The organism is Mesorhizobium jarvisii (genome assembly GCF_003601985.1).
Lineage (GTDB): Bacteria > Pseudomonadota > Alphaproteobacteria > Rhizobiales > Rhizobiaceae > Mesorhizobium > Mesorhizobium jarvisii.
In genome coordinates this window covers 254,897-276,976 of sequence record NZ_QZXA01000007.1, presented here as the reverse complement: position 1 = coordinate 276,976, position 22,080 = coordinate 254,897, and the positions used below count along the sequence as shown (strand labels likewise).

Sequence of the window (22,080 nt, the reverse complement as noted above, 5' to 3'; positions counted from 1 at the left end):
CCACCACGCTAAGGGTAGCTGCCCGGCGACGCCCGCACAACTGGCTCCGATAGGCTCGATCAGGCAGGCGATCCGGTTCCCGTCCCACGTCGCGTGCCGCAATGGATCGGAGTGTCGGAGGGAATGGATAAGAAAGGACGAACATCGATGGTTAACAACAGGTTGCGGCATGAAGCGGGGCCGTGCCGCGACGAATCGCCATCGATTCCAACTGTCATATGGGTAGCCATTTTGGCAAAGTCTTGCCAAATGCCGGAAAACGACCAAATGTCGCGGATCGCTTCAAACGCTTCGCACGCCATCCCCGAAAGCAGGACATGATGAACCCGAGACCATCGATCGCCTTTGCAAAATTCGCCGCGCCGCAGACGGCGGCGAACCGGAAGGGCACGGTCTTCGTGCTGTCGGCGGATGACGGCGCCCTGAGCGATGCGGCCAGGGCTTACGATCCTGGCAAGACGCTGGAACGGGCCTTCCCGGTGGCCGAATTCACCGGCAAGTTCGCCGGCGTCGTCGAGATACTGGCGCCGGAAGGAGCGTCGCTCGACAGGTTGGTCGCGATCGGCGCGGGCAAGGCGGCGGGGCTCGATGAATATGCCTGGCTGAAACTTGGTGGCACCATTGCGGCGTCGCTGCGCAAGGCAACCGACGTCGCCGTGGTGCTCGACCTTGCCGGCGCTTCGATTGATGGCAAGGACGCCGCCAACCTTGCGGCAGGCATCCTCCTGCGCAGCTATTCCTTCGACAAATACAAGACCGGCAAGGACAAGGATGACACAAAGGCTGATCCGAAGAAGCCGGCCAAGATAACCATCCACACCGCCGACCCGGCAGGCGCCAAGAAAGCCTTCGCCGATGCCGAGGCGGTGATCGACGGCGTGCTTCTGGCGCGCGACCTTGTCAACGAACCGGCAAATATACTGGGACCGGTCGAGTTCGCGGCTCGCGCCAAGGAACTCGAGACGCTCGGCGTCAAGGTCGAGATCCTGACCGAGAAGGAGATGAAGAAGCTCGGCATGGGCTCGCTGCTCGGCGTCGCGCAAGGCTCGCCCCGCGGCGCGCGCATGGCCGTCATGCAGTGGAACGGCGGCAAGCCCAAGGACGGCCCGATCGCTTTCGTCGGCAAGGGCGTCACTTTCGACACCGGCGGCAATTCGATGAAGCCGGCTTCGGGCATGGAGGACATGAAGGGGGATATGGGTGGCGCTGCCGCCGTGACCGGCCTCATGCATGCGCTGGCCGCGCGCAAGGCAAAGGCCAATGTCGTCGGCATTATCGGCCTGGTCGAAAACGCCGTCGATGGCCATGCCCAGCGTCCCGGCGACATCGTCACCTCGATGTCGGGCCAGACCATCGAGGTGCTCAACACCGACGCCGAGGGGCGTCTCGTGCTGGCCGATGCGCTGTGGTACTGCAACGACCGCTTCCAGCCGAAATTCATGGTCAATCTGGCGACGCTGACCGGCGCCATCATGGTCGCGCTCGGCCTCCACTATGCCGGCCTGTTCTCCAACAATGACGAATTGGCGGACAGGCTTGCGGCGGCAGGGCAGGCGACGCAGGAGCGGCTGTGGCGCATGCCGCTCGGCGCCGAATACGACAAGCTGATCGATTCCAAGAACGCCGATATGAAGAACATTGGCGGCCGCTATGGCGGCGCCATCATAGCGGCGCAATTCCTGCAGCGTTTCGTCAAGGACACGCCCTGGGCGCATCTCGACATTGCCGGCACCGCCATGGGCTCGCCGTCGAATGAGATCAACCAGTCCTGGGGCTCAGGCTTCGGCGTCCGGCTGCTCGACCGGCTGGTGCGCGATCACTACGAGAGCTGACCACGATCCATGGCCGACGTGCTGTTCTACCATCTGACCGAATCGACCCTGGAGGAGGCGCTGCCAGGCCTGCTCGAGCGCAGCGTCGATCGTGGCTGGCGCGCCGTGGTGCAGACCGGCACCGAGGAACGGCGCGACGCGCTCGACCAGCATCTATGGACGTTCCGCGATGATTCTTTCCTGGCGCACGCGACCGATCGCGAGGCTTATCCCGGCGAGCAGCCTATCCTGTTGACCACCGGCGACGGCAATCCCAACGAAGCCAAGATAAGGTTCCTGGTCGACGGCGCGGTACCGTCCGACCTTGCCGGCTACGAGCGTGCCGTGTTCCTGTTCGATGGCCATGACGCCGCCCAGGTCGAGGCGGCGAGGGGGCATTGGAAGACGATGAAGGACGCGGGCCATGCCGTGACCTACTGGCAGCAGACATCGGACCGCCGCTGGGAGCGCAAGGCCTAGCGCTATGCATGCAAGAAAGACCCAAAGCGCATCAACGCGATGCGCTTTGGTCTGCGATGTGCCGCGGATGATAAGGCTCTAGTCGCGGGCCTTGATCCGTTTCTGTTTCCAGCTGACGTAGTCGCCGTGTTTCAATTTCATGGACTCGTCCGCCAGGTTGCGATGCGAACTCCGGAAGACGTACCAGTCGCCATCCGGTAATTTGCGCTGGTAGATCACCCTCCCGGCCTGACGATGCTCGAAGCAGGTGAGGGCGTTGGAGTCGCCTCCCGCGCCATGCCATTTTGCCCGGAAGCAAAGCTTGCCGCCTCCGGGGATGAACCAGATCCCGTCACCGTAACCGAGCTTGCCCTTGTCCGAAGTCCAGGCGCTGAATTGACGGCGCTGCACGGCAAAATAGCCCGCACCATTTCGACCCCAGAGCCATGAACGGTTCTGGTACATCTGGTAGATGCCCTCGTCGGGCACCACCTCGGCCTTCATGGCCAGGTCGGCGGCTTGCGACGCCGTCTTGGCTGTTGCCGGAAGCTGGAAAGCCAGGACGGCTATGGAACAGGCAAGTGCCGTTCCAATGGAATTCCCCAATATTCGTTTCACGACCCCACCCCTACAATTTACGTACACTCAGTTTTTACGGTTGCACTCGACCCTGACAGAGTACGCCTAGGGCAGGACATGCTGAGTAACCCTCCAGTCGGGTAGCCCATAGCCACCCAACCATGGCCACACCTCCTTCTGGTTGAAGTAGACCACCGAGGTCAGGGCCGGAAACTCCGAATAGGATTTGCGGGAATCGGCCTCCCACTGCGAGACATACTCCTGCTTGCCGACATAACCGAGTTCCGCCACCACGACCGGCTTGTTGAAACCCGCGACGCGGTCATATCCTGGCTTCAGCGTCTCGGCGAACGTACGGTCACGACCGGCCTCCTCATTGTCCTTTTTCTGCAGGCCGAATACCGACAGGCCGATGACGTCGACATAGTCGTCGCCGGGGTAGTACTTCTCCAGACCCTCTTCACCTTTGGGTGACCACATGTATTTGGCGGCCGGAGCAGCCTTGCGGCAGAGATCGACCTCGCGCTTGTAGGCGGCGATCCAATCCTTGGGAGCCCAGTTGGCCCAGGTGAAGCGGCCGTTCTTGTCTTCCATTTCCTGCGCCCAACGAATGGTGACGGGGCTCTTCATGGCCCCCACCAGGTTGCAGATCGCCTGCATGTTGGCGTCATATCTGCCGCTCAATATGCCGTCGCGCAGTTCGTTCGGGGTGATGCGCCAATCCTTCGACCAGGTCCAAGGCTCGATGGTGATCAAGAGCGACCGGTTTCGCTGAAGGGCATAGGCATCGGCCAAGGGAAGGGTCGTTAGATCGACGTCTTCCCAAGGTAGGAACAACTCCTCGATGCTGGCGGTCTTGTCGGCGCTGAAGTCGCCGTAAGGGTCATAGGATCCGAACGCCGAAGCGGCGCTGCTCGTCTGAACGGGATCCGTCGCGGCTGCCGAGCCGGCGTCCGCCGAAGTCGGCAACGCGGCGCTGCCGCCCAAGGCCAACGCGATTGCAAGCGCACTTGCTGCGATATGTTTCATGATAATCTCCCATGGCTTCGACATCCTGCGGAAGTCGAAGCCTCGCCCACGCGTCGACACGTGATCGACGCAACCATCCAAATCCGATCGGCTTTATCGGCGGAATCTGCGGGATTTCGGAGCGACGATTGGCGGGAGTGCTGCGCACGGATTCCCGCCAAGAAGATCATCTCTCAAGACGCCGGCACGAGGAGCTCAAGAGAAAAGGTTCGCCGCGATACTCACAAATTCGCGTCATATTCCGATATATCATCCCGGGCTAATTTAAGAGCCGGTCGCCATAGAGAGTCAAGTACAATTAACGGTTGCTTAACCATGATTCGCTGGGCATGGTTAACGGGCCGACCTTGCCGGAATCCCACCGGGCGCCTTTGGCCCCATCAGCTATTTTCCAACGCTGAAAAATTTCACCGAACGTCTATTCCGGAGCCGGCCATTGGCCTCGTGCCGAAAGTTTGGGCTCCCGTTCAAGGGGTTAGGTTAACCAACGTTCAAGAAGAATGGTTAAGCAGCATTTAATTTAGTTGACACTAACGGAGCGACCGCCGATTCTGCCTGCGGGGATTTAAGGGCCTTGCAGCGGTCGTTGGCTGCAGCCCTAAGTGGCGGCGTGTAGGGACATGAGTTTAGACGTAGGCATCGTCAGCCGTACGGGCAGACGGGCAAAGCGGCCCGGGTCAATTCCGGCCGTCTCGGCTGAGAAGGCTCCTTTTCTCGCGCCCGTACTCTCTCCAATCCAGCAATGGATCCTGCGGACAGGCCTGGCTTTCTGGTTCGCCACCCTCGGTTTTTTCTGGGCCTGGTGGCTGAAGCCGGAACATATCGAACACATCGGATCGTTCACCTTCGCCACACTCGTGCTGGCCTGGCTGACCTTGATGCCGATGTACTTCCTGCTCAACGTGCACGCGTCACGGAAACCTTCAAAGCTTTACAGCGTCCCAAAGAGTTCGCGAGTCGCCATGGTGGTGACCAAGGCTCCATCCGAACCCTTCGCCGTGGTCGCGCGCACGCTGGAAGCAATGCTCGCGCAGGATTATCCGCATGACACCTGGCTGGCCGACGAGGATCCTTCCGAGGAGACGGTCCGCTGGTGCGATGCCCGCGGCGTGCTGATATCGACGCGGCGCGGCAGGGAAGACTACCACCGCAAGACATGGCCGCGCCGCACCCGCTGCAAGGAAGGCAACCTGGCCTTCTTCTATGACCACTATGGTTATGAGCGTTACGATTTCGTCGCGCAGATGGACGCCGACCATGTGCCGACGCCGACCTATCTCAGGGAAATCCTTTATCCCTTCGCCGATCCCGCGGTCGGCTATGTCTCGGCGCCGAGCATCTGCGACAACAATGCCGCCGAAAGCTGGTCGGCGCGCGGCCGGCTGTTTCCGGAAGGGATGTTCCACGGCCCCTTGCAATCCGGCCATACCGGCGGCGGGGCGCCGCTCTGCATCGGCTCACACTATGCGGTGCGGACCAAGGCACTGAAGCAGGCGGGCGGTCTCGGCCCGGAACTGGCGGAGGACCATTCGACCTCGATGCTGATCAACGCGGCCGGATGGCGCGGCGTGCATGCGATGGACGCTATTGCCCATGGCGACGGCCCGCAAACCTTTGCCGATCTTGTCACTCAGGAATTCCAGTGGTCGCGCAGCCTAATGACGATCCTGCTCGAATATTCGCCCACATACTTTCCCAAGCTGTCGCCGAGACTGCGGTTCCAGTTTCTGTTCTGCCAGCTCTGGTATCCGCTGTTCGCGGTCTTTGCGCTGCTGATGTATGCAATGCCAATGTATGCGCTGGTCACCGGGCGCAACTTTGCCAATGTCATGTATGCCGACTTCCTCTTCTACTACCTGCCCAACGCCGGCGCCCTGGTTGGCCTGGTCATGATGCTGAAGGCATTCGGCCTCTCGCGACCGATGACGGCCAAGACGATCAGTTGGGAAGGCACGCTGTTCCTTTTCTTCGCGCGCTGGCCGTGGGTGCTGGCCGGCACGGTGTCGTCGCTGCGCGACTATCTGACCAAGTCGTTCGTGGATTTCCGCGTCACGCCAAAGGGCAGTGGCCCAAAGAGCCTGATTCCGTTGCGCGCCTTCGTTCCCTATGTGGTGCTGGCGGTCGGTGCGGCGCTGCCTGTCCTGCTCGTCGACCACCCCTTCGACGCCACCGGCTTCTACTGGTTCGCTGCCCTCAACGCCTTCCTCTACGGGCTTCTGGTGTTGGTCATCGTCGTGAGGCATGTCATCGAGAACAGGATCCCGCTGCGCGCGAATGCCGCGAAACTCGCCTTTCAGGCATCGCTGGCGATGCTGGCGCTTGCCGTGCCGACCGCGGGTTTTTACGATCGGGGCATGGAAGGCGTCTACGGGCTGCAGCAGGGAGCGGGCGGCTTCCGCATCGTCCGCATCGCCTATGTGGTTTCCGGCGCCGGCCAGGGCAACATCGGCACCCGCAATTTCTACTTCGATCCGGGTTGGGAAACGCGGCGCTGACGCCCAGCTTCATCCGCGCGCAAAGAGTTCTCCTGCACTACATTCACCTTGATGGATGGCTTCGATTGCCGGCCGGTGACATGATGCGGCTTCAGGCACGAGCAAATAAGATCAAATTTTAATAATATCCGATCGAGCGCTGAAAGGCGGCACTGACCATGCTGTTTGCGCGAATTTTAATAAGTATCCTCTAATATTCGAACATGATGTGAATGGTGGTTGGCTGTTCACGCGGCGTGGAAGACACCAAAGAAAAATATCTCCGCGTCCAATCGACTTGCATTTCTCGGCAGGGGATAGGTGATGAACAAGTTGATGAGGGATTTGGCTGCCAAGGGCAGAAAAAATGCCTGGTCTATAGCCGCCATTGCACTGATCTCGATCGTTTCCGGTTGCCAGAGCATGGACGCGACCACGACCGGCTCACTCGCCGGCACGCCCATGGTGCATGCATCCGCCAAGAAAATTCACACCGTCGGCAAGAAGCAGGTTCGCGTGTTCCACCACAAGCGCCTCATGCAGATGACCAGTGTGACGCGCACGACTGAAACGGCCTACGCCGCCTTCGTCCGACCGCAGCCGGCCAGGATCGTCACGCCGGCGCCGGTGAAGGTTTCCTACAGGCTCGGCAGCGCCGGCCCGCTCCTGGGCCATTCGCCCTGGATCTGCGGTCCAAGCGGATTTGGCCAGCGCGCGACTTGCCGCGCGCGCTAACAAGAGTTGAGTTGGGGGGCCGGAATCCGGGCGTGAGAGGTCAGGCGGCACGGGTCGCGCAAGCACCTCCTGCGCCCGGATTTCCATTCGCGCCGATACCAATCGACAAGCGTCTTCGATCGGCCCTCGTGGCCTGACGTCGAAGTCTCGGGCGGGTCTGGTTTACCGGAGCTTGCCGATCCCTCGACCTTGGCCACCTCGCCACGGCGCAAAAGATTGACATCGGTCTTTGCCCGACTGTTAATACTCGCAAGCCAACTGCTGACCGCGCGACCTGGGAAATCCAGCGTTGTGTCGATGGAGGGAACGCTCCGGGCGGGGCGTTCTGGGTCATGGTCGTGTCGGCGTTATGCTGGATCGGGGTACGAAAAACCGAAATGCGACTGCTGATTGCGCTGACAGTTTCGACCGGATTGCCTTGGCCTTGCATAAGTCGTGAGCGGGAAGGCGGCCAGTCTGCCAGACACGCCTGGCTTGTGCCCCTGCTGGTCGTTTGTGGTCAGTTGGCGCTTTCCGGAGCGGCTCAGGCGGCCAACGAAAAGAACGCCAAGCCCGCGGAAGCCGCCGCCACCGTGCCGACGGCTTTCGAGCTGCAGCGTCTCTACACCGACCGCACATGGCTGTGGAAAGATGGAGCGGCCTATTTTGGACAGACCGGCCGCCCCTTCCGGGCCTGGACTTCGGGGCAGGATTCAGCCTCTGTCGCCGAGGGCAGGTGGCTGGTGACGAAGGACGGCAAGATGTGCATGGACGCCGCCTGGCGATCCAAGAGCTACAAGGGCAAGCAGCAGCGGATCTGCTATAGCCACCGCGTCAGGGGCGGGGCCATTGAGCAGCGCAAGGATCCGGACGGGGACTGGTACAGTTTCAAACGAACCCCCGAGGACCTTTCCGATGAATACCGGAAATTCGAAGTGGGCGACACCAAGAGCGCGCAGTTCGAAGAGACCCGCAAGCTGATCGATTCCAAGAATTAGGTCATGTTTCAGCCATGCTGAGCCGGTGATGCCTTGCGGCGTGGCCGCAATGAAAGTTTTGTCGCGGACGGCGATTTTCGCGATCCTGCTCCGTCCCATTGTGGCAGGTTGGGCAGACCGTCAAACCGGTCTCTGGTTCGACGGCAGGCTGCCTGGTGGGAGCCTGTCCGGGAACTTACGAATCACTTATCGTGAAGGGTGAGGGTGGGGTCCGACCGGAGTTGCTGGCGCACTCTTCGATGAATTGCATTCAATCCTATAAAACGGCGAGAGGTTGCGCCCAATCGCACGGTTTGTTTAATAAGCATTGTCTAATATTCGGCGTGATTCCTAAGTGGCAGGTGGCTACTCAGCGTCGTGAAGGCAACGAGAGCATAGAGTGCCGCACCTCGCCCTTGGCTTGATAAGAGGGGATACGTGATGAGCAATTCCACAATGGGCGCATTTCGTCCAGGCATATATAGTCTACGCATTGTTGCGGCCGTGGCGATGATCTCGGGTTGCCAGGCCCTGGATGCGACAAAAACCGATGCGGTCGCTTTCAAGCCTGTGGTTCATCCGGTCCGCAGCAAACCCGCGGTCCTGCCGCTCTACGCCATGACCGCGGTTCATTCGCTTAGAGTCGAGCCTGAGCTTCTGATGACGAGCACGACAGGGTCGACCGAAATTGACTACGCTTTCGTATCACCACAGCCGATCAAAATCGGCACGCCGGGACCCGCGAAGATCGCTTACAACCCTGTCATTGGTGGGTCGTTTCCGGGCAATTCGCCCTATATCTGCAGCCCCAGCGGATTTGGTCAGCGCGCCAGTTGCCACCCGCGCTATCTCTGATCTAGCCAGCAGCGAGGGATGCTGCCGCCTTGCTTGGCGGCAGGTCCGCCGGTTTTGTCCGCAATCCGAAGAACGGGGCCGCCGTCCTGACGATCGTGTCGATGTCGGAAAGCTGCGGCATAAAGCCAAGATGCGCGCGCGCCTTGCCCGGATCGGCATAGAGCTCTGCCGGATCTCCCGGGCGCCGGTTTTTGAAGACGGCCGGAACCGGTCTTGAGGTTATCCGGCCGACCGCCTGTATAATCTCCCTGATGGATACGCCGCGCCCTGTGCCAAGGTTGACCGCCAGGCTTTGTCCGCCGCCCTCGAGGTGCTGGAGCGCTTTCAGATGGGCACTGGCCAGGTCGCTGACGTGGATATAGTCGCGCACGCAGGTTCCGTCCGGTGTGTCATAGTCCGTGCCGAAGACCTCGATCTCGTCGATGATGCCGGACGCCGCCATCAGCACCCTGGGAACCAGATGCGTTTCGGGTGAATGCCACTCGCCGAGCTCGCCGTCGGGATCGGCGCCGCAGGCGTTGAAATAGCGCAGGATCGCGAATTTCATCCCATAGGTGGACGCATAGTCGCCGATGATCTGCTCTCCCATCAGCTTGGTGCGCCCGTAAGGGCTGATTGGATTTTGCAAGGAGGTCTCGCGAACGGGCAGCGCCTCCGGCACACCGTAGGTAGCGCAACTGCTGGAGAAGATGATGTTGTCGATGGCGTGCGCGCGTGCCGCGTCGAGCACGGCGATGGTTCCGGTCACGTTGGTCGAATAATAGTCGGCCGGCTCTTGAACGGATTCCCCGACATAGGCCAGCGCCGCGAAGTGGATGACCGATGTCGGCCTGTACGTCCCGATCGCCGCCCGCAACGCATCCCGATCCCGGATATCGCCGACGACAAGCGGACCCCAGGCGACGGATTTCCGGTTGCCGCGGCAAAGATTGTCGAAAGCCACGGGCAGATAGCCGGCGGCGGCCAGCAGCTTGCAGGTGTGACTGCCGATGAAGCCCGCCCCACCTGTCACCAGGATCGCCGGTCGGCTCATGAAGCCGCGGCCCCGGTGATCATCCGGCTGCCGTAGAGCAGGGTGTCGAAATAGTCGACGGTATGGGCGAGCCCCTGGGCCAGGTTGATCCTCGGCTCCCAACCGAGATTGTCCCTGGCGAAGGAAATATCCGGTTTGCGCTGCCTTGGATCGTCGATCGGCAGCGGTCGGTGCACGATCTTCGATCTGGAGTTGGTGTAGCCGACGACCAGCGTCGCGAGTTCCATGATGGTGAATTCACCGGGGTTGCCGAGATTGACCGGATGGGCGGGCGCATGCGGCGCATTCATCAGCCGGATGAAACCCTCGATGAGATCGTCGGCGTAGCAGAAGGAGCGGGTTTGCAGGCCGCTGCCATAGACGGTCAGGTCTTCGCCGCGCAACGCCTGGACGATGAAGTTCGAGACCACGCGCCCGTCATCGGGCTGCATGCGGCGGCCGTAAGTGTTGAAAATGCGGGCAACGCGGATGTCGAGCCCATATGTCCTCGAATAGTCGAAGAACAGGGTTTCGGCCGAACGCTTGCCTTCATCATAGCAGGACCGTGGTCCATGCGTGTTGACGTTGCCGAAATAGCTCTCGGGCTGTGGGTGCACGAACGGGTCGCCATATACCTCCGAAGTCGAGGCCTGGAATATCTTGGCATTACTCCGGCGCGCGAGTTCCAGAAGGTTCAGAGAACCGAGCACGCTTGTCTTGAACGTATGGATCGGATCAGCCTGGTAGTGCGGCGGAGAGGCCGGGCAGGCGAGATTGTAGATCTCGTCGACCTCAAGGCCGGCCGGCAGCGGATCGACGATGTCGTGCTCGATGCAGGTGAATCTGGGATCGCGCAGAAAGGTGTTGAGATTGTATCTCTTGCCGGTGTGGAAATTATCCAGCGCGACGACGTCATATCCGTCCCGCAACAGGCGTTCACACAGATGCGACCCCAGGAAGCCTGCGCCCCCGGCAACCAGGGCGCGACGTCGTTTTTGGTGCGGCTCCCTTTGACCGATCCCGGATCCCAGCTTCAGAACCTTGAAGACCTTGCTCATGCTTTTCCCCTACGCAACCCGCACGCTATCGCCGCGCCGGGACGACAGCCCGGCGACGCCTTCAGAACGTGACAAACCCTCCGCATCAGCGGATTCGCTGTTCATTGATGTGCGCTAATTGTCCTCTGGGCTCGCCAAGTCGGCGCCGCACGCGTTAAGTGCTGCCGCTCACCCGTCTCCACGCCCCAAAATCGCGATCACACGTACAGTGCCATCATCGTCGATTGCTCGCCCAAATTGCACATCCCAACGCATCAAAAATATACCTGCGGAGACCATAGTCAACTAAATTAGTATTTTCTTAACTATAACGTTTTGCGGATGGTTAACCCTCAGCTGGGCTCGGCTTCGCAACGTCGGACCGTAAGCGCTCGGGGAGATACTCGTTGCAAGTCAATGGTTTGGATTGGCGGCTGATACAATGCCGGGGCTGAGAATGCCGACGCCGCCACTCCATCGCGCGTATCGGTCTGCGTCCGAGGAAATATACTTACATGAAGAACAGACCTGGGCGATCCCCGCAGATGTCAAATTTTCAGTTCACAATGAGACTGCTGGCCAAAGCCGCTTGGGCTACAAACATAAACGTCGGGATGTGAATACTTTGCCAGTATTTCTCTACGAAAATCGGAGGCATCGCAGCCATTTATAGCCAAGAGAAAGCCGAGAGCCAAAAACTGAATGGAAAACCGCTGCATCACGGCGGATTTGGACCGCGATTTTGTTCCATAGAACTGCTCAAAGGCTTTGTGCATAAGGCCTCTCATTCGCATGGCCGGGATCAACGGTCATTTTGGTCGGGAAAGGCGCCAGCGTCCATTCGATGCCGAAACATCGATGATTTCCACAATGGCATTGAGCGCATAGGTAGAGAGCGCCGTCCATTGCGCGATCGCGTATGCAAGCAGCGGCACCTCGGCAAAACCGGTCGTAAAATGCCTGAGCCAGGGGATGGTCCGCATCCGCGGGCCATCCCCTGGCGGGGCGCGACAAAACGGTCGCATTGTCCTTTTGTCGGTTGGGCATGGATCGACCTGGAAGCGGTCGACCGCTTCCAGGCCGAATAGCCTACTGCCCGCCCATCTCCTTCTTGAATGTGTCGAAATCGACCTGCATGCCGTTGAAGATGGTGCTCCAATGGCGGGTCAGCGCGGCCATCGCCACGGCTTCCTGAATCTCCTCGTCGGTGGCGCCGGCGCGCTTGGCGTCCTGCGTATCCGACCAGATGCAATAGTTGCACGGAATCTGCGCCGCCACTGCAAGCGAGATCAGCGACTTGACCTTTGGCGGCAGTGCCGTCTTGTCGCTGAGCTCGATGGCCTTGACCTCGGCCCAGGCGCCGGGCAGACCGGCCTTCGGAAACTGCTTCACAAAACTCGGTACGCCGCCCATGGTCGACTGGATATCCTTTAGCGTTGCATCATAGTCGTCGGCATAGGCAGGTGCCGCGACCAGGGCCAGCGCACAGCCGGTGGCGGCGAGCAGGCAACCGTGGTGTATCGACGAAAGCACGGATGAAAGAATGCGATAATTAGACATGACATTCTCCTCTGGTCTTTGTTAGCCTTACGATGTAAGGTGATGTGGAAAATGAACCTTACAGTGTAAGTTGTCAAGCGGCGCAATGGACACATCAATCAAAAAAAAGCGAATGCGCGGGCGCCTGTCGCGCGAAATGATCGAGGACGCGGCCTTCGAGGTGATCGAGAAGGAGGGACTCGCCGGCTTTTCGATGCGCAAGCTGGCGGCGGCGCTCGGCTGCGAGGCGATGAGCATCTACCACCATTTTCCTTCGGTGGCGCATTTGCACGAAGCGCTGGTCGACCGGCTGGTCGGTGCTCTTGAAATGCCCGACGCCGGCCTTCCGTGGCGGCAAAGAATGCGCATCGCCATCGAGGATTTTCGCCGTATCGGCCGCGACCATCCCGCTTATGCCACCTTCTTTGTCACTTACCGGATGAACTCGCCGATCTGCCTTGCCTGGCTGAACGGCATTCTGAGCCTGTTCAGGGATGGCGGTTTCGACACTGAACTCAGCGCGCGGCTGTTTCGCGCCGTCGGCTACTATCTGATGGGTGCCGTGCTGGATGAGAATGCGGGCTATGCCAAAGGTCCGTCAGCGGTAAACACGGTCAGCGACGAGCAACTGGCCCGGGATTTTCCCAACGTCATGGCCGCCGGGCGCTTTTTCGGTACCGCCGAATTCGACAAGACATTCGAGCTTGGCCTCGACATGCTGCTGGACGAGATGGAACGCCTGCGCGACGGTGTCGGCGCCGGCCAGTTGTCCGGCAAGGTGTGAATACGAGGTGAGTGTCTGAATGCGCTTTCTGTTTGTCCTGATCCTGCTTGCCGGCACCGGCATCGGCTTCATCTATCCCTGGGCGATGACCAATTTTTCCGGCCGCGAGATCGGCACCTGGCGGGTCTATGAGCAAGGCCGCTTCAAGCCGTTGACCGTGTCGCTCTCAAGCCGCGACGCCCCGGTCCGCGTCCTGGTCGACCTCACCGCGAGGGCCGAACGCATCGTCTCGCAGGAGCGCACTGTGTTGACGCTGACCGCCGCCACCAATGGCCGCACGGTGCTTGCCTCGACGTTGCAGTTCAACCATGTCGACAATCCGCGCCAGGCCAGCCCGCAGCTGCCCGACAAGATCTTTCGCGACGACGCAGGCGTCATCGCAAGCGTCAATTCCGGTCCCTATGTCTTCACTGTCGGTCCGGGCGACGCCGAGGACATCCCGATGCGAGCGGTCGATCTCATCTTGCGCTCCGGTGTCGGCGAAACCGACGGGCGTGCGCGGCCGATCGGCTTCGCCCTGATGGCGGTCGGCTTGATCGGTTTCCTGCTGTCCCGGCGTTCGGGTGGCGGCCGGCCGGACAATCCGAACTCGCAGCCGCCGCCACCGCGCTGGGGCAGGGGTTGACGCATGTCGCCCAAAAATGTGCAGCGGTTTTGGGGCAACGACATGCGTAACGGCAGCAGATCATGAATTACCGCCACGCGTACCACGCCGGAAATTTCGCCGATGTCGTCAAGCACGTCGTGCTGACGCTTCTGCTTGAATATCTCAAGCAGAAGGACAAGGCATTTCGCGTCGTCGACACCCATGCCGGCATTGGCCGCTACGATCTGTCCTCGGTCGAGGCACAGAAGACCGGCGAGTGGCTGGGCGGCATCGGCAGGCTGATCGATGCCTCGTTCGATACCAGGGCGGGCGCGCTGCTGGCGCCCTATCTGGACGCGGTGCGGTCGCTCAATCCCGGGGACGGCGTGAAGAAATATCCGGGCTCGCCGCTGCTCGCGCGCCATCTCCTGCGCAAGCAGGACCGGTTGTCGGCGATCGAACTGCACCCGAAAGACGCCGCCAAGCTGAAGGCGGAATTCGCCGGCGACTTCCAGGTGCGGGTGATGGAACTCGATGGCTGGCTGGCGCTCGGAGCGCATCTGCCGCCGAAGGAGAAGCGCGGCCTGGTGCTCATCGATCCGCCCTTCGAGGAGGAGGGCGAGTTCGGCCGCCTCGTCGACGGCCTCATAAGGGCACATAAGCGCTGGCCCGGCGGCATCTATGCGCTGTGGTATCCGATCAAGGACCGCAAGGCGGTGATCGCCTTCAGGAAGGCACTGAAGCAATCCGGCATCCCGAAAATCCTCGACATAGAATTCGAGATCAGGCCGGCCTCTTTGGAACCCAGCCTCGATGGCAGCGGCATGGTGGTGGTCAACCCGCCCTTCACGCTGGAAGGCGAATTGCGAACCGTGCTGCCGGCCCTGCACAAACTGCTTGCCGTGGAAAAGGCGGCGCACTGGTCGCTGGAATGGCTGGCGGGAGAGTAGGCAGCCTCGGCTTTCGACCTCGGCGGGCGGCGCTGCTATGGTCTCGAAGAGGCGTCTGCGAGCGCAGATGGCGTGACGCCGGACAATCGCCTGCTCTCGCGTATCAGATGAGCCTGATCCGAATAGCCGGCTTCGACCGCCAGCACCGCGGTTGAAGCGTCGCCTGACGTTTGCCTCAAGCGCCGGTAGCGATGAAAGCGCAGGATGCGGTCGAGCGTCTTTGGGCCGTAGCCGAAACTCTCTTCGAAACGGCGACGCAGCGTCCGCTCGCTCATATGCAAGGTGCGCAGCAGGAACGGCACCAGCGGCTTGTCGGCTGGCAGACCCCGGTCGATGACGTCAAAGGCAAAGCCCATGACCGTATCGGGCGCATGCTGGTTTTGCGTGTACGCGCCGATTGCCTTCTCCAATTGTCCCACCATGCTCGCGAGATCGGGCGTGGCGCGGACGTTGCCTCCCAGATGGCGCGCCCGCACACCCCAGAGGTCACCGAGGTCGAGGCGCTCTCCCAAAATCCGGTTGGCCGGCACGCCTAGCCAGCCGGCGGCCGCCCCTGGCCGGAATCTCAATCCGACAATCGTCGCTCCTGACGGCAGTGTCTCGATCTGCGGCTCCCGGTCCGGTCCCGCGATCCGGAACCGGCCGTCGGTCCACTGCAGGTCGATCGTGGCGTCCGGCGTTATCAAGACAGGTGGAGCGTCCCGGTCCCGCATGCGGTGAACCCAGACGGACGCGAAAGTGGCAGCCAGCCGCCTGTCTGCGGGGCGTTCCTGGAAAAAGCCGGTGGTCTGCGCCAGTACAGCTTCCATCCCTTAAGCTTTCGTCAGTCTGCTCGGCCCTTGGTCTTCTCGTTCGCTCGCCATTCGGGTCCGGGGCCATTTTGGCCGAAATCTTCAATGCGGGCCGCTCTCGCCATGGCAAACCTGCACGAAGCTTTTCGGTGTCATCGCGGCCACATCGGCGCCGAGGTCACCGATACCATTCAAGCCCAGAATATAGAAAGGAGAAACCAAAATGAAAGCTCGCATCAGTGTCATCACGCTTGGTGTCGATAATCTGGAGGCGTCGCTCGAATTCTACCGAAACGGACTGGGGTTTCCGACCGAAGGCATCATCGGCAAGGAGTTCGAGCACGGCGCTGTCGCCTTCTTCGATCTGCGGAACGGCTTGAAGTTCGCGATCTTCGAACGCCCCAACATCGCCCATGACGCCGGCGTCGCTCAAACCGGCCGCAGCCCGACCGAATTCACCATCGGTCACAATGTCACGAGCAAGGCCGAGGTCGATGCCGTGATGGCGCAGGCCATCAGCGCCGGCGCGCGCGCCGTCAAGCCCGCCCAGGACACGTTCTGGGGTGGCTATGCCGGCTATTTTCAGGATCCGGATGACCATCTCTGGGAAGTCGTCTTCAACCCTGCCTTTCTTCCCGAGGACTGAACCCTGGCAGGCATCTGGCAGGAGGTTGGCATGTTCGCTCAAACGGTTCAGGCGCTGGGCGCGCTTCTGATCGGCGGCGTGTTTGTATGGGCCGGCGTCGAACATTTCGTGAAGTTCAAGGCAATGACCGAGTATCTGGCCGGCCGGCACTTTCCGGCCCCGGCCTTCCTGCTCGCCGCGGGTTCGGCGTTGGAGATCGTCGCCGGCTCCTTGTTTGCCATGGGCATTGCGGTGCCTTTCGCCGCCGGCGCACTGGTCGTGTTTACGCTGGCGGCGAACATGCTCCTGCTGCGGTTCTGGGCCTGTGAGGGCCTGGAACGGCAAACGTCGCGATCCGCCTTTCTGGTCAATTTCGCCGTTATTGGCGGATTGCTGCTTGCGGCAACCGTCTAGTCTTGTTCTGGAAACCATTGTTTCGGCAACCGCTTGACCGCCGCCGAGCGAATCCGCACAGTGCGCGCAATCGACCTTGAGAGGCTGCCATGACTCGCTTCGCCAAATCCGCACTTGCCGCCCTGATTTCGCTCTGCACCCCGCTTGCCGCGCCTCTCGGTATCACCCAGGCGGCGCAGGCGGCCGACCTTGCCGTCTATTCCGATGACGATGGCGGCGTCTGCGGCCAGCCCTGGGTGCTGAGCAAGATCACCAGCCGCTTCTCCCATCAGGTGCATCACGTGCCGCATCTGCCTGATGTGCAGATCACCGATTTCCGGCGCATCCACCAGCATCGCTATCTGCCGGCCAACGACACCTGGCCGATCGGCCGCCGCTATTGCGGCGCCACCGTCAGTCTCTCCGACGGACGCGACCGCACCATCTGGTACCTGATCGAGGAAGGCCAGGGCTTCGCCTCGATCGGCGACAATGTCGAGTTCTGCGTCTCGGGCTTCGACCGCTGGATGGTCTATAACGGCCGCTGCCGCGTCCTGCGCTAGACGCAGCCTTCCATTCCCGACTGCTTTGGCGCCTGCGGCTCGATCAGCCGCAGGCGTTTTTTGTGCCGTGTTGACAGAAAGTGAGATTCGTCACATGAGTATGAGACAGACCTGTCTCATCACATGGTGCGCATCATGACACCGTCGCCTGTCTCCGACAAACGCCAGCATGTTGTCGAAACCGCCTATGCGCTGTTCAAGCGCGCCGGCTTCCATGCCACCGGCATCGACCGGATCATCGCCGAGGCCGACGTGGCCAAGATGACGATGTACCGGCATTTCCCCAGCAAGGACGAGCTGATCGTCGCCGTGCTCGACTATCGCGCCAGGCGTTTTGACGATCAGCTCAACCAGCTTGCCCAGAAGAGCATCACGCCGGAGCAGAAGATCGCAGAGATATTCGACTGGCATGGGCGCTGGTTCCGCAGCCCGGATTTCCACGGCTGTCTGTTCGCGCATGCGCTGGCCGAGTTCGGCGATCCCGGTCACCCGGTGTTCGAGGCTGTCGCCAGGCAGAAGAATGGCTTGAGGCAGCGCATGCGGTCGATCCTGTCGGAGGTGATGCCGCGCGGCCGGGCCGAGAACGTGGCGGCGACGCTGTTGATGCTGATCGAAGGCGCCACCCTGATGGCGCAGATGGGGCAGGCGGATACCGCATTGCGTGAAGCCCGCAAGACGGCCCTGGACGTCGTCGCCGCCTCGCGCAGGCCGCAATGAGCCCGCTGGTCATCGGGCTCGCGCTCTTCGCGGCGATCCTGCACGCAAGCTGGAACGCCTTCCTGCGAACCGGCGCCGACAGGTTGTGGACCGTCACCGTCATGAGCTTCTCCAGCACGGCGCTGGCCGTTCCTCTTGCCATCATCAACGGTTTTCCAGCCACATCGGCCTGGCTCTATGTCGCCCTCTCGGCCTGCCTGCAGGTCGGCTACAGCGTGTTCCTGGTGGCTGCCTACAGATACGGCGAATTGGGACAGGTCTATCCGATTGTTCGCGGCAGCGTGCCTCTGCTCGTCACCCTTGGCGGCTTCCTGCTCGCCGGCCAGCAACTCACCGTTCTGGAGACCGTCGGCGTTGCCCTGGTCGGTGGCGGCATCATGGGTCTGTCGCTTGGACGCGGAAGGGCCGCCACGACATCGATCCTCTACGCGCTGGCAACGGGAGCAATCATCGCCGCCTATGCGACGGTCGATGCGATCGGCGTCCGTGCGGCGGGCAATGTCGGCGCCTACACGGCCTGGGTGCTGCTGGCCTATGGTGCGTTGCTGCCGGCGACCTTCGTTGCTTGCCGCGGCCGGCTTGCTGTCGACCCGCGGGCGCCGGAAACCTGGAAGGCACTGGGCGGCGGCCTGTTCGCGCTTCTCGCCTATGGCGTCGTGGTGGCGGCCTTGGCGCTCGGGCCGGCCGGCCCGATCACCGCGATTCGCGAGACCAGCGTCGTCTTCGCGGCCTTCATCGGCCGGCTGTTTCTTGGCGAGACGCTGACGCCCCGCCGTGTCGGCGCCTGCGCCGTAGTCGCGCTCGGCGCCATCTGCCTCGCTTATCAATCGTGACGACAATCAAATCGCCTGCCGGCACGCGCGACGATGATTCTCGGCGGTGCCTGCGGCTCGGGTCTCGCAGGACTTGCCTATGCGGTGTGGGGCTGGAGCGGCACCTGCCTGTTCGGCGCGGCATCCGCCGCGGCCGCGCTGCTGGCGTCACGAAGGCCTTGAACTTTCGGGCTGTCGCCGGCAGGCAAATCGGCTAACCTGAACACCCGAGAGCAACACGTCACTTTCGGGAACCGTCATGGACCTTGCCACCATCATTGCCTTTGCGGGAGCCTTCTTCGTGTTCGCCGCCAGCCCTGGCCCCGACAACATGACCATCGTCGCCCGCACGATCTCCAGCGGCGCCGCGTCGGGCATCGCCTATGGCGCCGGCACGGTGGTCGGCATCCTTATCTTCCTGATGCTCGCAGCCTTCGGCCTGTCGATCATTGCCGCCAAGATGGCAATCGTCATGACGGTGCTTCGCTACGGCGGAGCGGCCTATCTGATCTGGATGGGCATCAAGCTGTGGACGGCCGTGCCCGTCGTGCCGGAGCTGCAGCCCGTCTCAGGGCGGCGCGGGCTGCTGACGATCTTCGCCACGGGTGTCGCGCTCAATCTCGGCAATCCGAAAATGCCGCTGTTCTACGTGGCGCTGTTGCCCAACGTCGTCGGTGCCTCGCTCACATCAGCGCATCTCGGCATCCTGATCGCGGTGATCCTGGCTGTCGAGATTGTGGTGATCGGCGGGCATGTCCTCCTCGCCGGCCGTGCCCGCAGTCTGTTGCGCACGCCCAGGATCGTGCGCCGGGTCAACCGCGCGGCAGGCGGCGTCATGATCGGCGCCGGCGTTGCCGTGGTCGCCACGCGCTAAAGCAATTCCTGGAAAAGTGTGAAACGGTTTTCCCGGGAAAAGCGCATAGCGCTTTCCCCTTGGCAATTGCGTCAACGCATAGAGTTGGAGATCGCTCGGTCGCAGCGCTTATTTCCTGCGTTGCGTCGCTTCGGCCTGATCGATGATCTTGCGAAGAAAAGCAATGTGGCCGCGAAAGGCTCGCCGCCCAATCGTCGTTGCCTTGACCCGGGTCTGCGGCCGTCGCCCGACGAAAAGCTTCTCGACATCGACATAGCCCGCTCTGGCCAGCGTATCGATGTGCGCTCCGAGATTTCCGTCGGTCGTTTCGATCATGGCCTTCAACTGGGTGAACTCCAGCGCCTCGCGCCTTTCCAACGTGTTCAGGATGGCCATGATCCTGAGCCGTATGCTTTGATGGATGATGTCGTCGGCGCTCACCGATAGGCTCTACTGCGGCAAAGCCCAGGACCGTCGCAACGTGGCTCGGCGATTACGGGCTGCGGTCCTGTCTGTTGCCTTTGTGTGATCGAAATCAAATCGCCAGCTCCTGACTTTACGCAGAATACTCTGCCTTGCAGAGTTATCTGTCAATCAGCCGATGGCGATGGAACTACGCTTGACAAGGTGATCTTCAGATCGGTCGTCGCATCGCGCTCGTGATCCGCATGGATCGCTCGCTCGTAGAAGATGATTGCTTCGATGAGGTGGCAGGTCGTGATATTCGCGGCCAAAGATCATGCGTGAAGCTGCTCGCTAATCTTCGCGGCTTCATGGTGGGTTCGCATCGAGAATGCCGGAGTGAAATTGCTGGCGGTATCGGAAGATCAGCAGCGGATTTTTGCGATGACGAGTGCGATCGTGTGTCGATCTCAACCAAAATTTAAGCTGAGAAAATCATACCATTGCTTCGCTGGCTAGCGAGCCGCGAGTCAGATATGCATTGCGCGCCGGGGTCATTCACGGCCAACGGCATAACGTGAAGGGGCATGACATGGCTAAGCAGTCATCTAAAGCGCCGGCATCCAAGGCACCGGCAAAGAAAGCACCCGCAAAAGCAGTCGCGGCGAAGGCCGCAACAGCAGTGAAGAAAGCAGCGCCTGCGAAGGCGGCGGCAAAGCCTGCGGCGAAGGCAGCACCGGCCAAGAAGCCGGCGGCGGCCAAGGCTGTGGCAAAGCCAGCAGTGAAGAAGGCAGCGCCCGCCAAGGCAGCGGCAAAGCCGGCAGCGAAGGCAGCACCGGCGAAGAAGCCGGCGGCCAAGGCAGCGGCGAAGCCCGCGGCCAAGCCCGTAGCCAAGAAAGCAGCGCCCGCCAAGGCAGCGGCAAAGCCCGCCGCGAAGGCGGCGGCAAAACCGGCCGCGAAAGCAGCGGCGGCCGCGACAAAGCCCGCGGTGAAGAAAGCCGCCGCGCCGAAGGCCAAGGCAGCGCCTGCGAAGGCGAAGGCTCCGGCCAAGAAGTAGACCAGTCGTTGGGGCGTCGCGTATCCCTTCGGGGTTCGCAAGGACGCTCTGACGCTCTGGATCGAAGCTGTCCGGCAGCGGGGTTCAGCCTTGAGGGCTGAACATCGGGATGGGATCGAGGGGCAAGCAAAGCGAGGCGCCGGTTGGCTGCCTCGCTCGCTCTTTGGATCGTCTCCTTGCCGCGGTCGGCGAAGGCCCGGGTGCGATGCTTCGGGTTCGTGGGATGAATGCAGGTTTGAATCCCGTCAACCTGCCGTCATCGTTTGCGCGTGTTTCGGCGTACCAGTCCGTGGGCTTGTCCGTGATGTCTGGAGCGGAAACCGCCATCGGTTTCTGGCTGCTGTTTTTTCGCGCTCTGGCGGTTGATCGCAAGTGCCTGTCCAGTCAACACTGGGCGCCTGCAAACAGGAAACCGATCATGCCGAAGCTGCTCTATGCGTCCACCTCTCCTTACAGCTCCAAGGTAAGGATGGCCGCGGCCTATGCCGGGGTCGCGATCGATCTGGTGCCGGTCAAGACCGAGGACAAACCAGCCGAACTGATCGGCGCCAATCCGCTCGGCAAGATCCCGGCGCTGGTGCTCGACGATGGCCGTTCTGTTCACGACAGCCGCGCCATCATCCAGCACCTCAACCGGATTTCGAAGAACGCTTTGTTTCCGCGCAATCCCGACAAGCGGCTGGAGGCGGAGGTGCTGGAGGCGCTGGCCGACGGCATCTGCGATTGCGCGCTGTCGATGGTCTATGAGCGCCGCACCCGGCCCGAAGAGATGGTCTATCAGCCCTGGCTCGACCGGCAGTGGACGAAGATCACCGCCGCGCTCGATCTGCTCAATGCCAATCCGCCGAAACTGCCGAAGAAGATCACTGCCGGTCAGATGGCGTTGCGTGCCTGCCTCGGCTATCTCGCGCTGCGTTTCGCCGGCAAATGGGAAAAAGGCCGTGGCCGGTTGACCCGCTGGGCAGCGCGTTTCGACGAAAAATTTCCGGAGCTGAAGTCGGCGGTTCCGGCCTGAGCACCGGCAATAAAAAAGCCGGGCGCGAGGCCCGGCTTTTTCGTGT

General features: G+C 61.5%; 26 protein-coding genes. 16 read left to right on the top strand and 10 right to left on the bottom strand.

Going from position 1 to position 22,080, the window contains the following annotated elements; translation table 11 throughout:
• Positions 1-320: 320 nt before the first annotated feature.
• Positions 321-1,832, top strand: coding sequence for a leucyl aminopeptidase (locus D3242_RS19595; RefSeq protein WP_064985095.1), 1,512 nt, complete (start codon positions 321-323; stop codon positions 1,830-1,832).
• A gap of 9 nt (positions 1,833-1,841) precedes the next feature.
• A complete protein-coding gene (locus D3242_RS19590) occupies positions 1,842-2,291 on the top strand; it encodes a DNA polymerase III subunit chi (protein WP_019857282.1) in 450 nt (149 codons plus the stop codon).
• A gap of 78 nt (positions 2,292-2,369) precedes the next feature.
• Here the strand turns inward: D3242_RS19590 and D3242_RS19585 are convergent, their stop codons facing one another.
• Both D3242_RS19585 and D3242_RS19580 read right to left on the bottom strand, forming a co-directional pair.
• Positions 2,370-2,888 (bottom strand): DUF995 domain-containing protein, encoded by a 519-nt coding sequence (locus tag D3242_RS19585; protein ID WP_064984954.1) that lies wholly within the window; start codon positions 2,886-2,888, stop codon positions 2,370-2,372.
• A gap of 66 nt (positions 2,889-2,954) precedes the next feature.
• Positions 2,955-3,878, bottom strand: a complete 924-nt coding sequence (locus tag D3242_RS19580; RefSeq protein WP_064985093.1) for a glycoside hydrolase family 26 protein — start codon at positions 3,876-3,878, stop codon at positions 2,955-2,957.
• 620 nt (positions 3,879-4,498) lie between these two features.
• Here D3242_RS19580 and D3242_RS19575 point away from each other — a divergent pair.
• The 4 genes from D3242_RS19575 (at position 4,499) to D3242_RS19560 (ending at position 8,898) form a co-directional block, all read left to right on the top strand.
• Positions 4,499-6,373, top strand: coding sequence for a glycosyltransferase family 2 protein (locus tag D3242_RS19575; protein ID WP_064984953.1), 1,875 nt, complete (start codon positions 4,499-4,501; stop codon positions 6,371-6,373).
• A gap of 303 nt (positions 6,374-6,676) precedes the next feature.
• Entirely contained in the window at positions 6,677-7,087 is a 411-nt protein-coding gene (locus D3242_RS19570) for a hypothetical protein (RefSeq protein WP_223217757.1), read from the top strand.
• Positions 7,088-7,464: 377 nt separating this feature from the next.
• A complete protein-coding gene (locus tag D3242_RS19565; protein ID WP_081296145.1) occupies positions 7,465-8,064 on the top strand; it encodes a DUF995 domain-containing protein in 600 nt (199 codons plus the stop codon).
• 420 nt (positions 8,065-8,484) lie between these two features.
• Positions 8,485-8,898 carry a hypothetical protein gene (locus D3242_RS19560; protein WP_064984951.1) on the top strand — a complete coding sequence of 138 codons (414 nt, stop codon included), beginning with the start codon at positions 8,485-8,487 and terminating at the stop codon, positions 8,896-8,898.
• Position 8,899: 1 nt separating this feature from the next.
• On the opposite strand, the gene galE is transcribed toward D3242_RS19560, so the two are convergent.
• From galE to D3242_RS19545, 5 genes are all read right to left on the bottom strand, one after another.
• A complete protein-coding gene (gene galE / locus D3242_RS19555) occupies positions 8,900-9,931 on the bottom strand; it encodes a UDP-glucose 4-epimerase GalE (RefSeq protein WP_064984949.1) in 1,032 nt (343 codons plus the stop codon).
• Positions 9,928-10,968, bottom strand: coding sequence for a UDP-glucuronic acid decarboxylase family protein (locus D3242_RS19550; RefSeq protein ID WP_038645758.1), 1,041 nt, complete (start codon positions 10,966-10,968; stop codon positions 9,928-9,930). The genes galE and D3242_RS19550 overlap by 4 nt, the downstream gene beginning before the upstream one ends.
• A gap of 527 nt (positions 10,969-11,495) precedes the next feature.
• Entirely contained in the window at positions 11,496-11,723 is a 228-nt protein-coding gene (locus D3242_RS33320; RefSeq protein ID WP_147377469.1) for a hypothetical protein, read from the bottom strand.
• A 33-nt stretch (positions 11,724-11,756) separates the two neighbouring features.
• Positions 11,757-11,930, bottom strand: a complete 174-nt coding sequence (locus D3242_RS33575; RefSeq protein ID WP_019857289.1) for a hypothetical protein — start codon at positions 11,928-11,930, stop codon at positions 11,757-11,759.
• A 106-nt stretch (positions 11,931-12,036) separates the two neighbouring features.
• Positions 12,037-12,507, bottom strand: coding sequence for a carboxymuconolactone decarboxylase family protein (locus tag D3242_RS19545; RefSeq protein ID WP_064984947.1), 471 nt, complete (start codon positions 12,505-12,507; stop codon positions 12,037-12,039).
• 112 nt (positions 12,508-12,619) lie between these two features.
• On the opposite strand from D3242_RS19545, the gene D3242_RS19540 reads away from it, so the two are divergent.
• The 3 genes from D3242_RS19540 to D3242_RS19530 all read left to right on the top strand — a co-directional run bounded on the left by D3242_RS19540 (position 12,620) and on the right by D3242_RS19530 (position 14,806).
• A complete protein-coding gene (locus D3242_RS19540; protein ID WP_223217755.1) occupies positions 12,620-13,270 on the top strand; it encodes a TetR/AcrR family transcriptional regulator in 651 nt (216 codons plus the stop codon).
• 19 nt (positions 13,271-13,289) lie between these two features.
• Positions 13,290-13,895, top strand: a complete 606-nt coding sequence (locus D3242_RS19535; protein WP_064984946.1) for a hypothetical protein — start codon at positions 13,290-13,292, stop codon at positions 13,893-13,895.
• 62 nt (positions 13,896-13,957) lie between these two features.
• Positions 13,958-14,806, top strand: coding sequence for a 23S rRNA (adenine(2030)-N(6))-methyltransferase RlmJ (locus D3242_RS19530; RefSeq protein WP_064984944.1), 849 nt, complete (start codon positions 13,958-13,960; stop codon positions 14,804-14,806).
• 35 nt (positions 14,807-14,841) lie between these two features.
• Here D3242_RS19530 and D3242_RS19525 read toward each other — a convergent pair whose 3' ends face one another.
• Positions 14,842-15,615, bottom strand: coding sequence for an AraC family transcriptional regulator (locus D3242_RS19525; RefSeq protein WP_064984942.1), 774 nt, complete (start codon positions 15,613-15,615; stop codon positions 14,842-14,844).
• A 205-nt stretch (positions 15,616-15,820) separates the two neighbouring features.
• On the opposite strand from D3242_RS19525, the gene D3242_RS19520 reads away from it, so the two are divergent.
• The 6 genes from D3242_RS19520 to D3242_RS19495 all read left to right on the top strand — a co-directional run bounded on the left by D3242_RS19520 (position 15,821) and on the right by D3242_RS19495 (position 19,581).
• Positions 15,821-16,243, top strand: a complete 423-nt coding sequence (locus D3242_RS19520) for a VOC family protein (RefSeq protein ID WP_019857298.1) — start codon at positions 15,821-15,823, stop codon at positions 16,241-16,243.
• Between the two features lie 30 nt (positions 16,244-16,273).
• On the top strand, positions 16,274-16,636 hold the full coding sequence (locus D3242_RS19515; protein WP_064984941.1) for a DoxX family protein: 363 nt from the start codon (positions 16,274-16,276) through the stop codon (positions 16,634-16,636).
• A gap of 89 nt (positions 16,637-16,725) precedes the next feature.
• Entirely contained in the window at positions 16,726-17,178 is a 453-nt protein-coding gene (locus D3242_RS19510) for a hypothetical protein (RefSeq protein ID WP_019857300.1), read from the top strand.
• 135 nt (positions 17,179-17,313) lie between these two features.
• Positions 17,314-17,895 (top strand): TetR/AcrR family transcriptional regulator, encoded by a 582-nt coding sequence (locus D3242_RS19505; protein ID WP_038652405.1) that lies wholly within the window; start codon positions 17,314-17,316, stop codon positions 17,893-17,895.
• Positions 17,892-18,728: a DMT family transporter gene (locus D3242_RS19500; RefSeq protein ID WP_064984939.1), complete on the top strand. Its 837-nt coding sequence runs from the start codon at positions 17,892-17,894 to the stop codon at positions 18,726-18,728. Before D3242_RS19505 ends, D3242_RS19500 begins: the two co-directional genes overlap by 4 nt.
• Positions 18,729-18,966: 238 nt before the next feature.
• Positions 18,967-19,581, top strand: coding sequence for a LysE family translocator (locus tag D3242_RS19495; RefSeq protein WP_019857303.1), 615 nt, complete (start codon positions 18,967-18,969; stop codon positions 19,579-19,581).
• 108 nt (positions 19,582-19,689) lie between these two features.
• Here D3242_RS19495 and D3242_RS19490 read toward each other — a convergent pair whose 3' ends face one another.
• Together D3242_RS19490 and D3242_RS33800 are read right to left on the bottom strand one after the other, a co-directional pair.
• A complete protein-coding gene (locus D3242_RS19490) occupies positions 19,690-20,001 on the bottom strand; it encodes a transcriptional regulator (RefSeq protein WP_081296144.1) in 312 nt (103 codons plus the stop codon).
• 519 nt (positions 20,002-20,520) lie between these two features.
• Complete coding sequence (locus D3242_RS33800) at positions 20,521-20,979, bottom strand: hypothetical protein (protein WP_208645780.1); 459 nt, start codon at positions 20,977-20,979, stop codon at positions 20,521-20,523.
• A 458-nt stretch (positions 20,980-21,437) separates the two neighbouring features.
• On the opposite strand from D3242_RS33800, the gene D3242_RS19480 reads away from it, so the two are divergent.
• Positions 21,438-22,034: a glutathione S-transferase family protein gene (locus D3242_RS19480; RefSeq protein ID WP_027046685.1), complete on the top strand. Its 597-nt coding sequence runs from the start codon at positions 21,438-21,440 to the stop codon at positions 22,032-22,034.
• Positions 22,035-22,080: the final 46 nt, after the last annotated feature.

Bases quoted from the DNA above. Each gene is read 5' to 3' on its own strand.
- D3242_RS19595 (WP_064985095.1), top strand. From the start codon at position 321: ATGAACCCGAGACCATCGATCGCCTTTGCAAAATTCGCCGCGCCGCAG.
- D3242_RS19590 (WP_019857282.1), top strand. From the start codon at position 1,842: ATGGCCGACGTGCTGTTCTACCATCTGACCGAATCGACCCTGGAGGAG.
- D3242_RS19580 (WP_064985093.1), bottom strand. From the start codon at position 3,878: ATGAAACATATCGCAGCAAGTGCGCTTGCAATCGCGTTGGCCTTGGGC.
- D3242_RS19575 (WP_064984953.1), top strand. From the start codon at position 4,499: ATGAGTTTAGACGTAGGCATCGTCAGCCGTACGGGCAGACGGGCAAAG.
- D3242_RS19570 (WP_223217757.1), top strand. From the start codon at position 6,677: ATGAACAAGTTGATGAGGGATTTGGCTGCCAAGGGCAGAAAAAATGCC.
- D3242_RS19565 (WP_081296145.1), top strand. From the start codon at position 7,465: ATGCGACTGCTGATTGCGCTGACAGTTTCGACCGGATTGCCTTGGCCT.
- D3242_RS19560 (WP_064984951.1), top strand. From the start codon at position 8,485: ATGAGCAATTCCACAATGGGCGCATTTCGTCCAGGCATATATAGTCTA.
- galE (WP_064984949.1), bottom strand. From the start codon at position 9,931: ATGAGCCGACCGGCGATCCTGGTGACAGGTGGGGCGGGCTTCATCGGC.
- D3242_RS19550 (WP_038645758.1), bottom strand. From the start codon at position 10,968: ATGAGCAAGGTCTTCAAGGTTCTGAAGCTGGGATCCGGGATCGGTCAA.
- D3242_RS33320 (WP_147377469.1), bottom strand. From the start codon at position 11,723: ATGCACAAAGCCTTTGAGCAGTTCTATGGAACAAAATCGCGGTCCAAA.
- D3242_RS33575 (WP_019857289.1), bottom strand. From the start codon at position 11,930: ATGCGGACCATCCCCTGGCTCAGGCATTTTACGACCGGTTTTGCCGAG.
- D3242_RS19545 (WP_064984947.1), bottom strand. From the start codon at position 12,507: ATGTCTAATTATCGCATTCTTTCATCCGTGCTTTCGTCGATACACCAC.
- D3242_RS19540 (WP_223217755.1), top strand. From the start codon at position 12,620: ATGCGCGGGCGCCTGTCGCGCGAAATGATCGAGGACGCGGCCTTCGAG.
- D3242_RS19535 (WP_064984946.1), top strand. From the start codon at position 13,290: ATGCGCTTTCTGTTTGTCCTGATCCTGCTTGCCGGCACCGGCATCGGC.
- D3242_RS19530 (WP_064984944.1), top strand. From the start codon at position 13,958: ATGAATTACCGCCACGCGTACCACGCCGGAAATTTCGCCGATGTCGTC.
- D3242_RS19525 (WP_064984942.1), bottom strand. From the start codon at position 15,615: ATGGAAGCTGTACTGGCGCAGACCACCGGCTTTTTCCAGGAACGCCCC.
- D3242_RS19520 (WP_019857298.1), top strand. From the start codon at position 15,821: ATGAAAGCTCGCATCAGTGTCATCACGCTTGGTGTCGATAATCTGGAG.
- D3242_RS19515 (WP_064984941.1), top strand. From the start codon at position 16,274: ATGTTCGCTCAAACGGTTCAGGCGCTGGGCGCGCTTCTGATCGGCGGC.
- D3242_RS19510 (WP_019857300.1), top strand. From the start codon at position 16,726: ATGACTCGCTTCGCCAAATCCGCACTTGCCGCCCTGATTTCGCTCTGC.
- D3242_RS19505 (WP_038652405.1), top strand. From the start codon at position 17,314: ATGACACCGTCGCCTGTCTCCGACAAACGCCAGCATGTTGTCGAAACC.
- D3242_RS19500 (WP_064984939.1), top strand. From the start codon at position 17,892: ATGAGCCCGCTGGTCATCGGGCTCGCGCTCTTCGCGGCGATCCTGCAC.
- D3242_RS19495 (WP_019857303.1), top strand. From the start codon at position 18,967: ATGGACCTTGCCACCATCATTGCCTTTGCGGGAGCCTTCTTCGTGTTC.
- D3242_RS19480 (WP_027046685.1), top strand. From the start codon at position 21,438: ATGCCGAAGCTGCTCTATGCGTCCACCTCTCCTTACAGCTCCAAGGTA.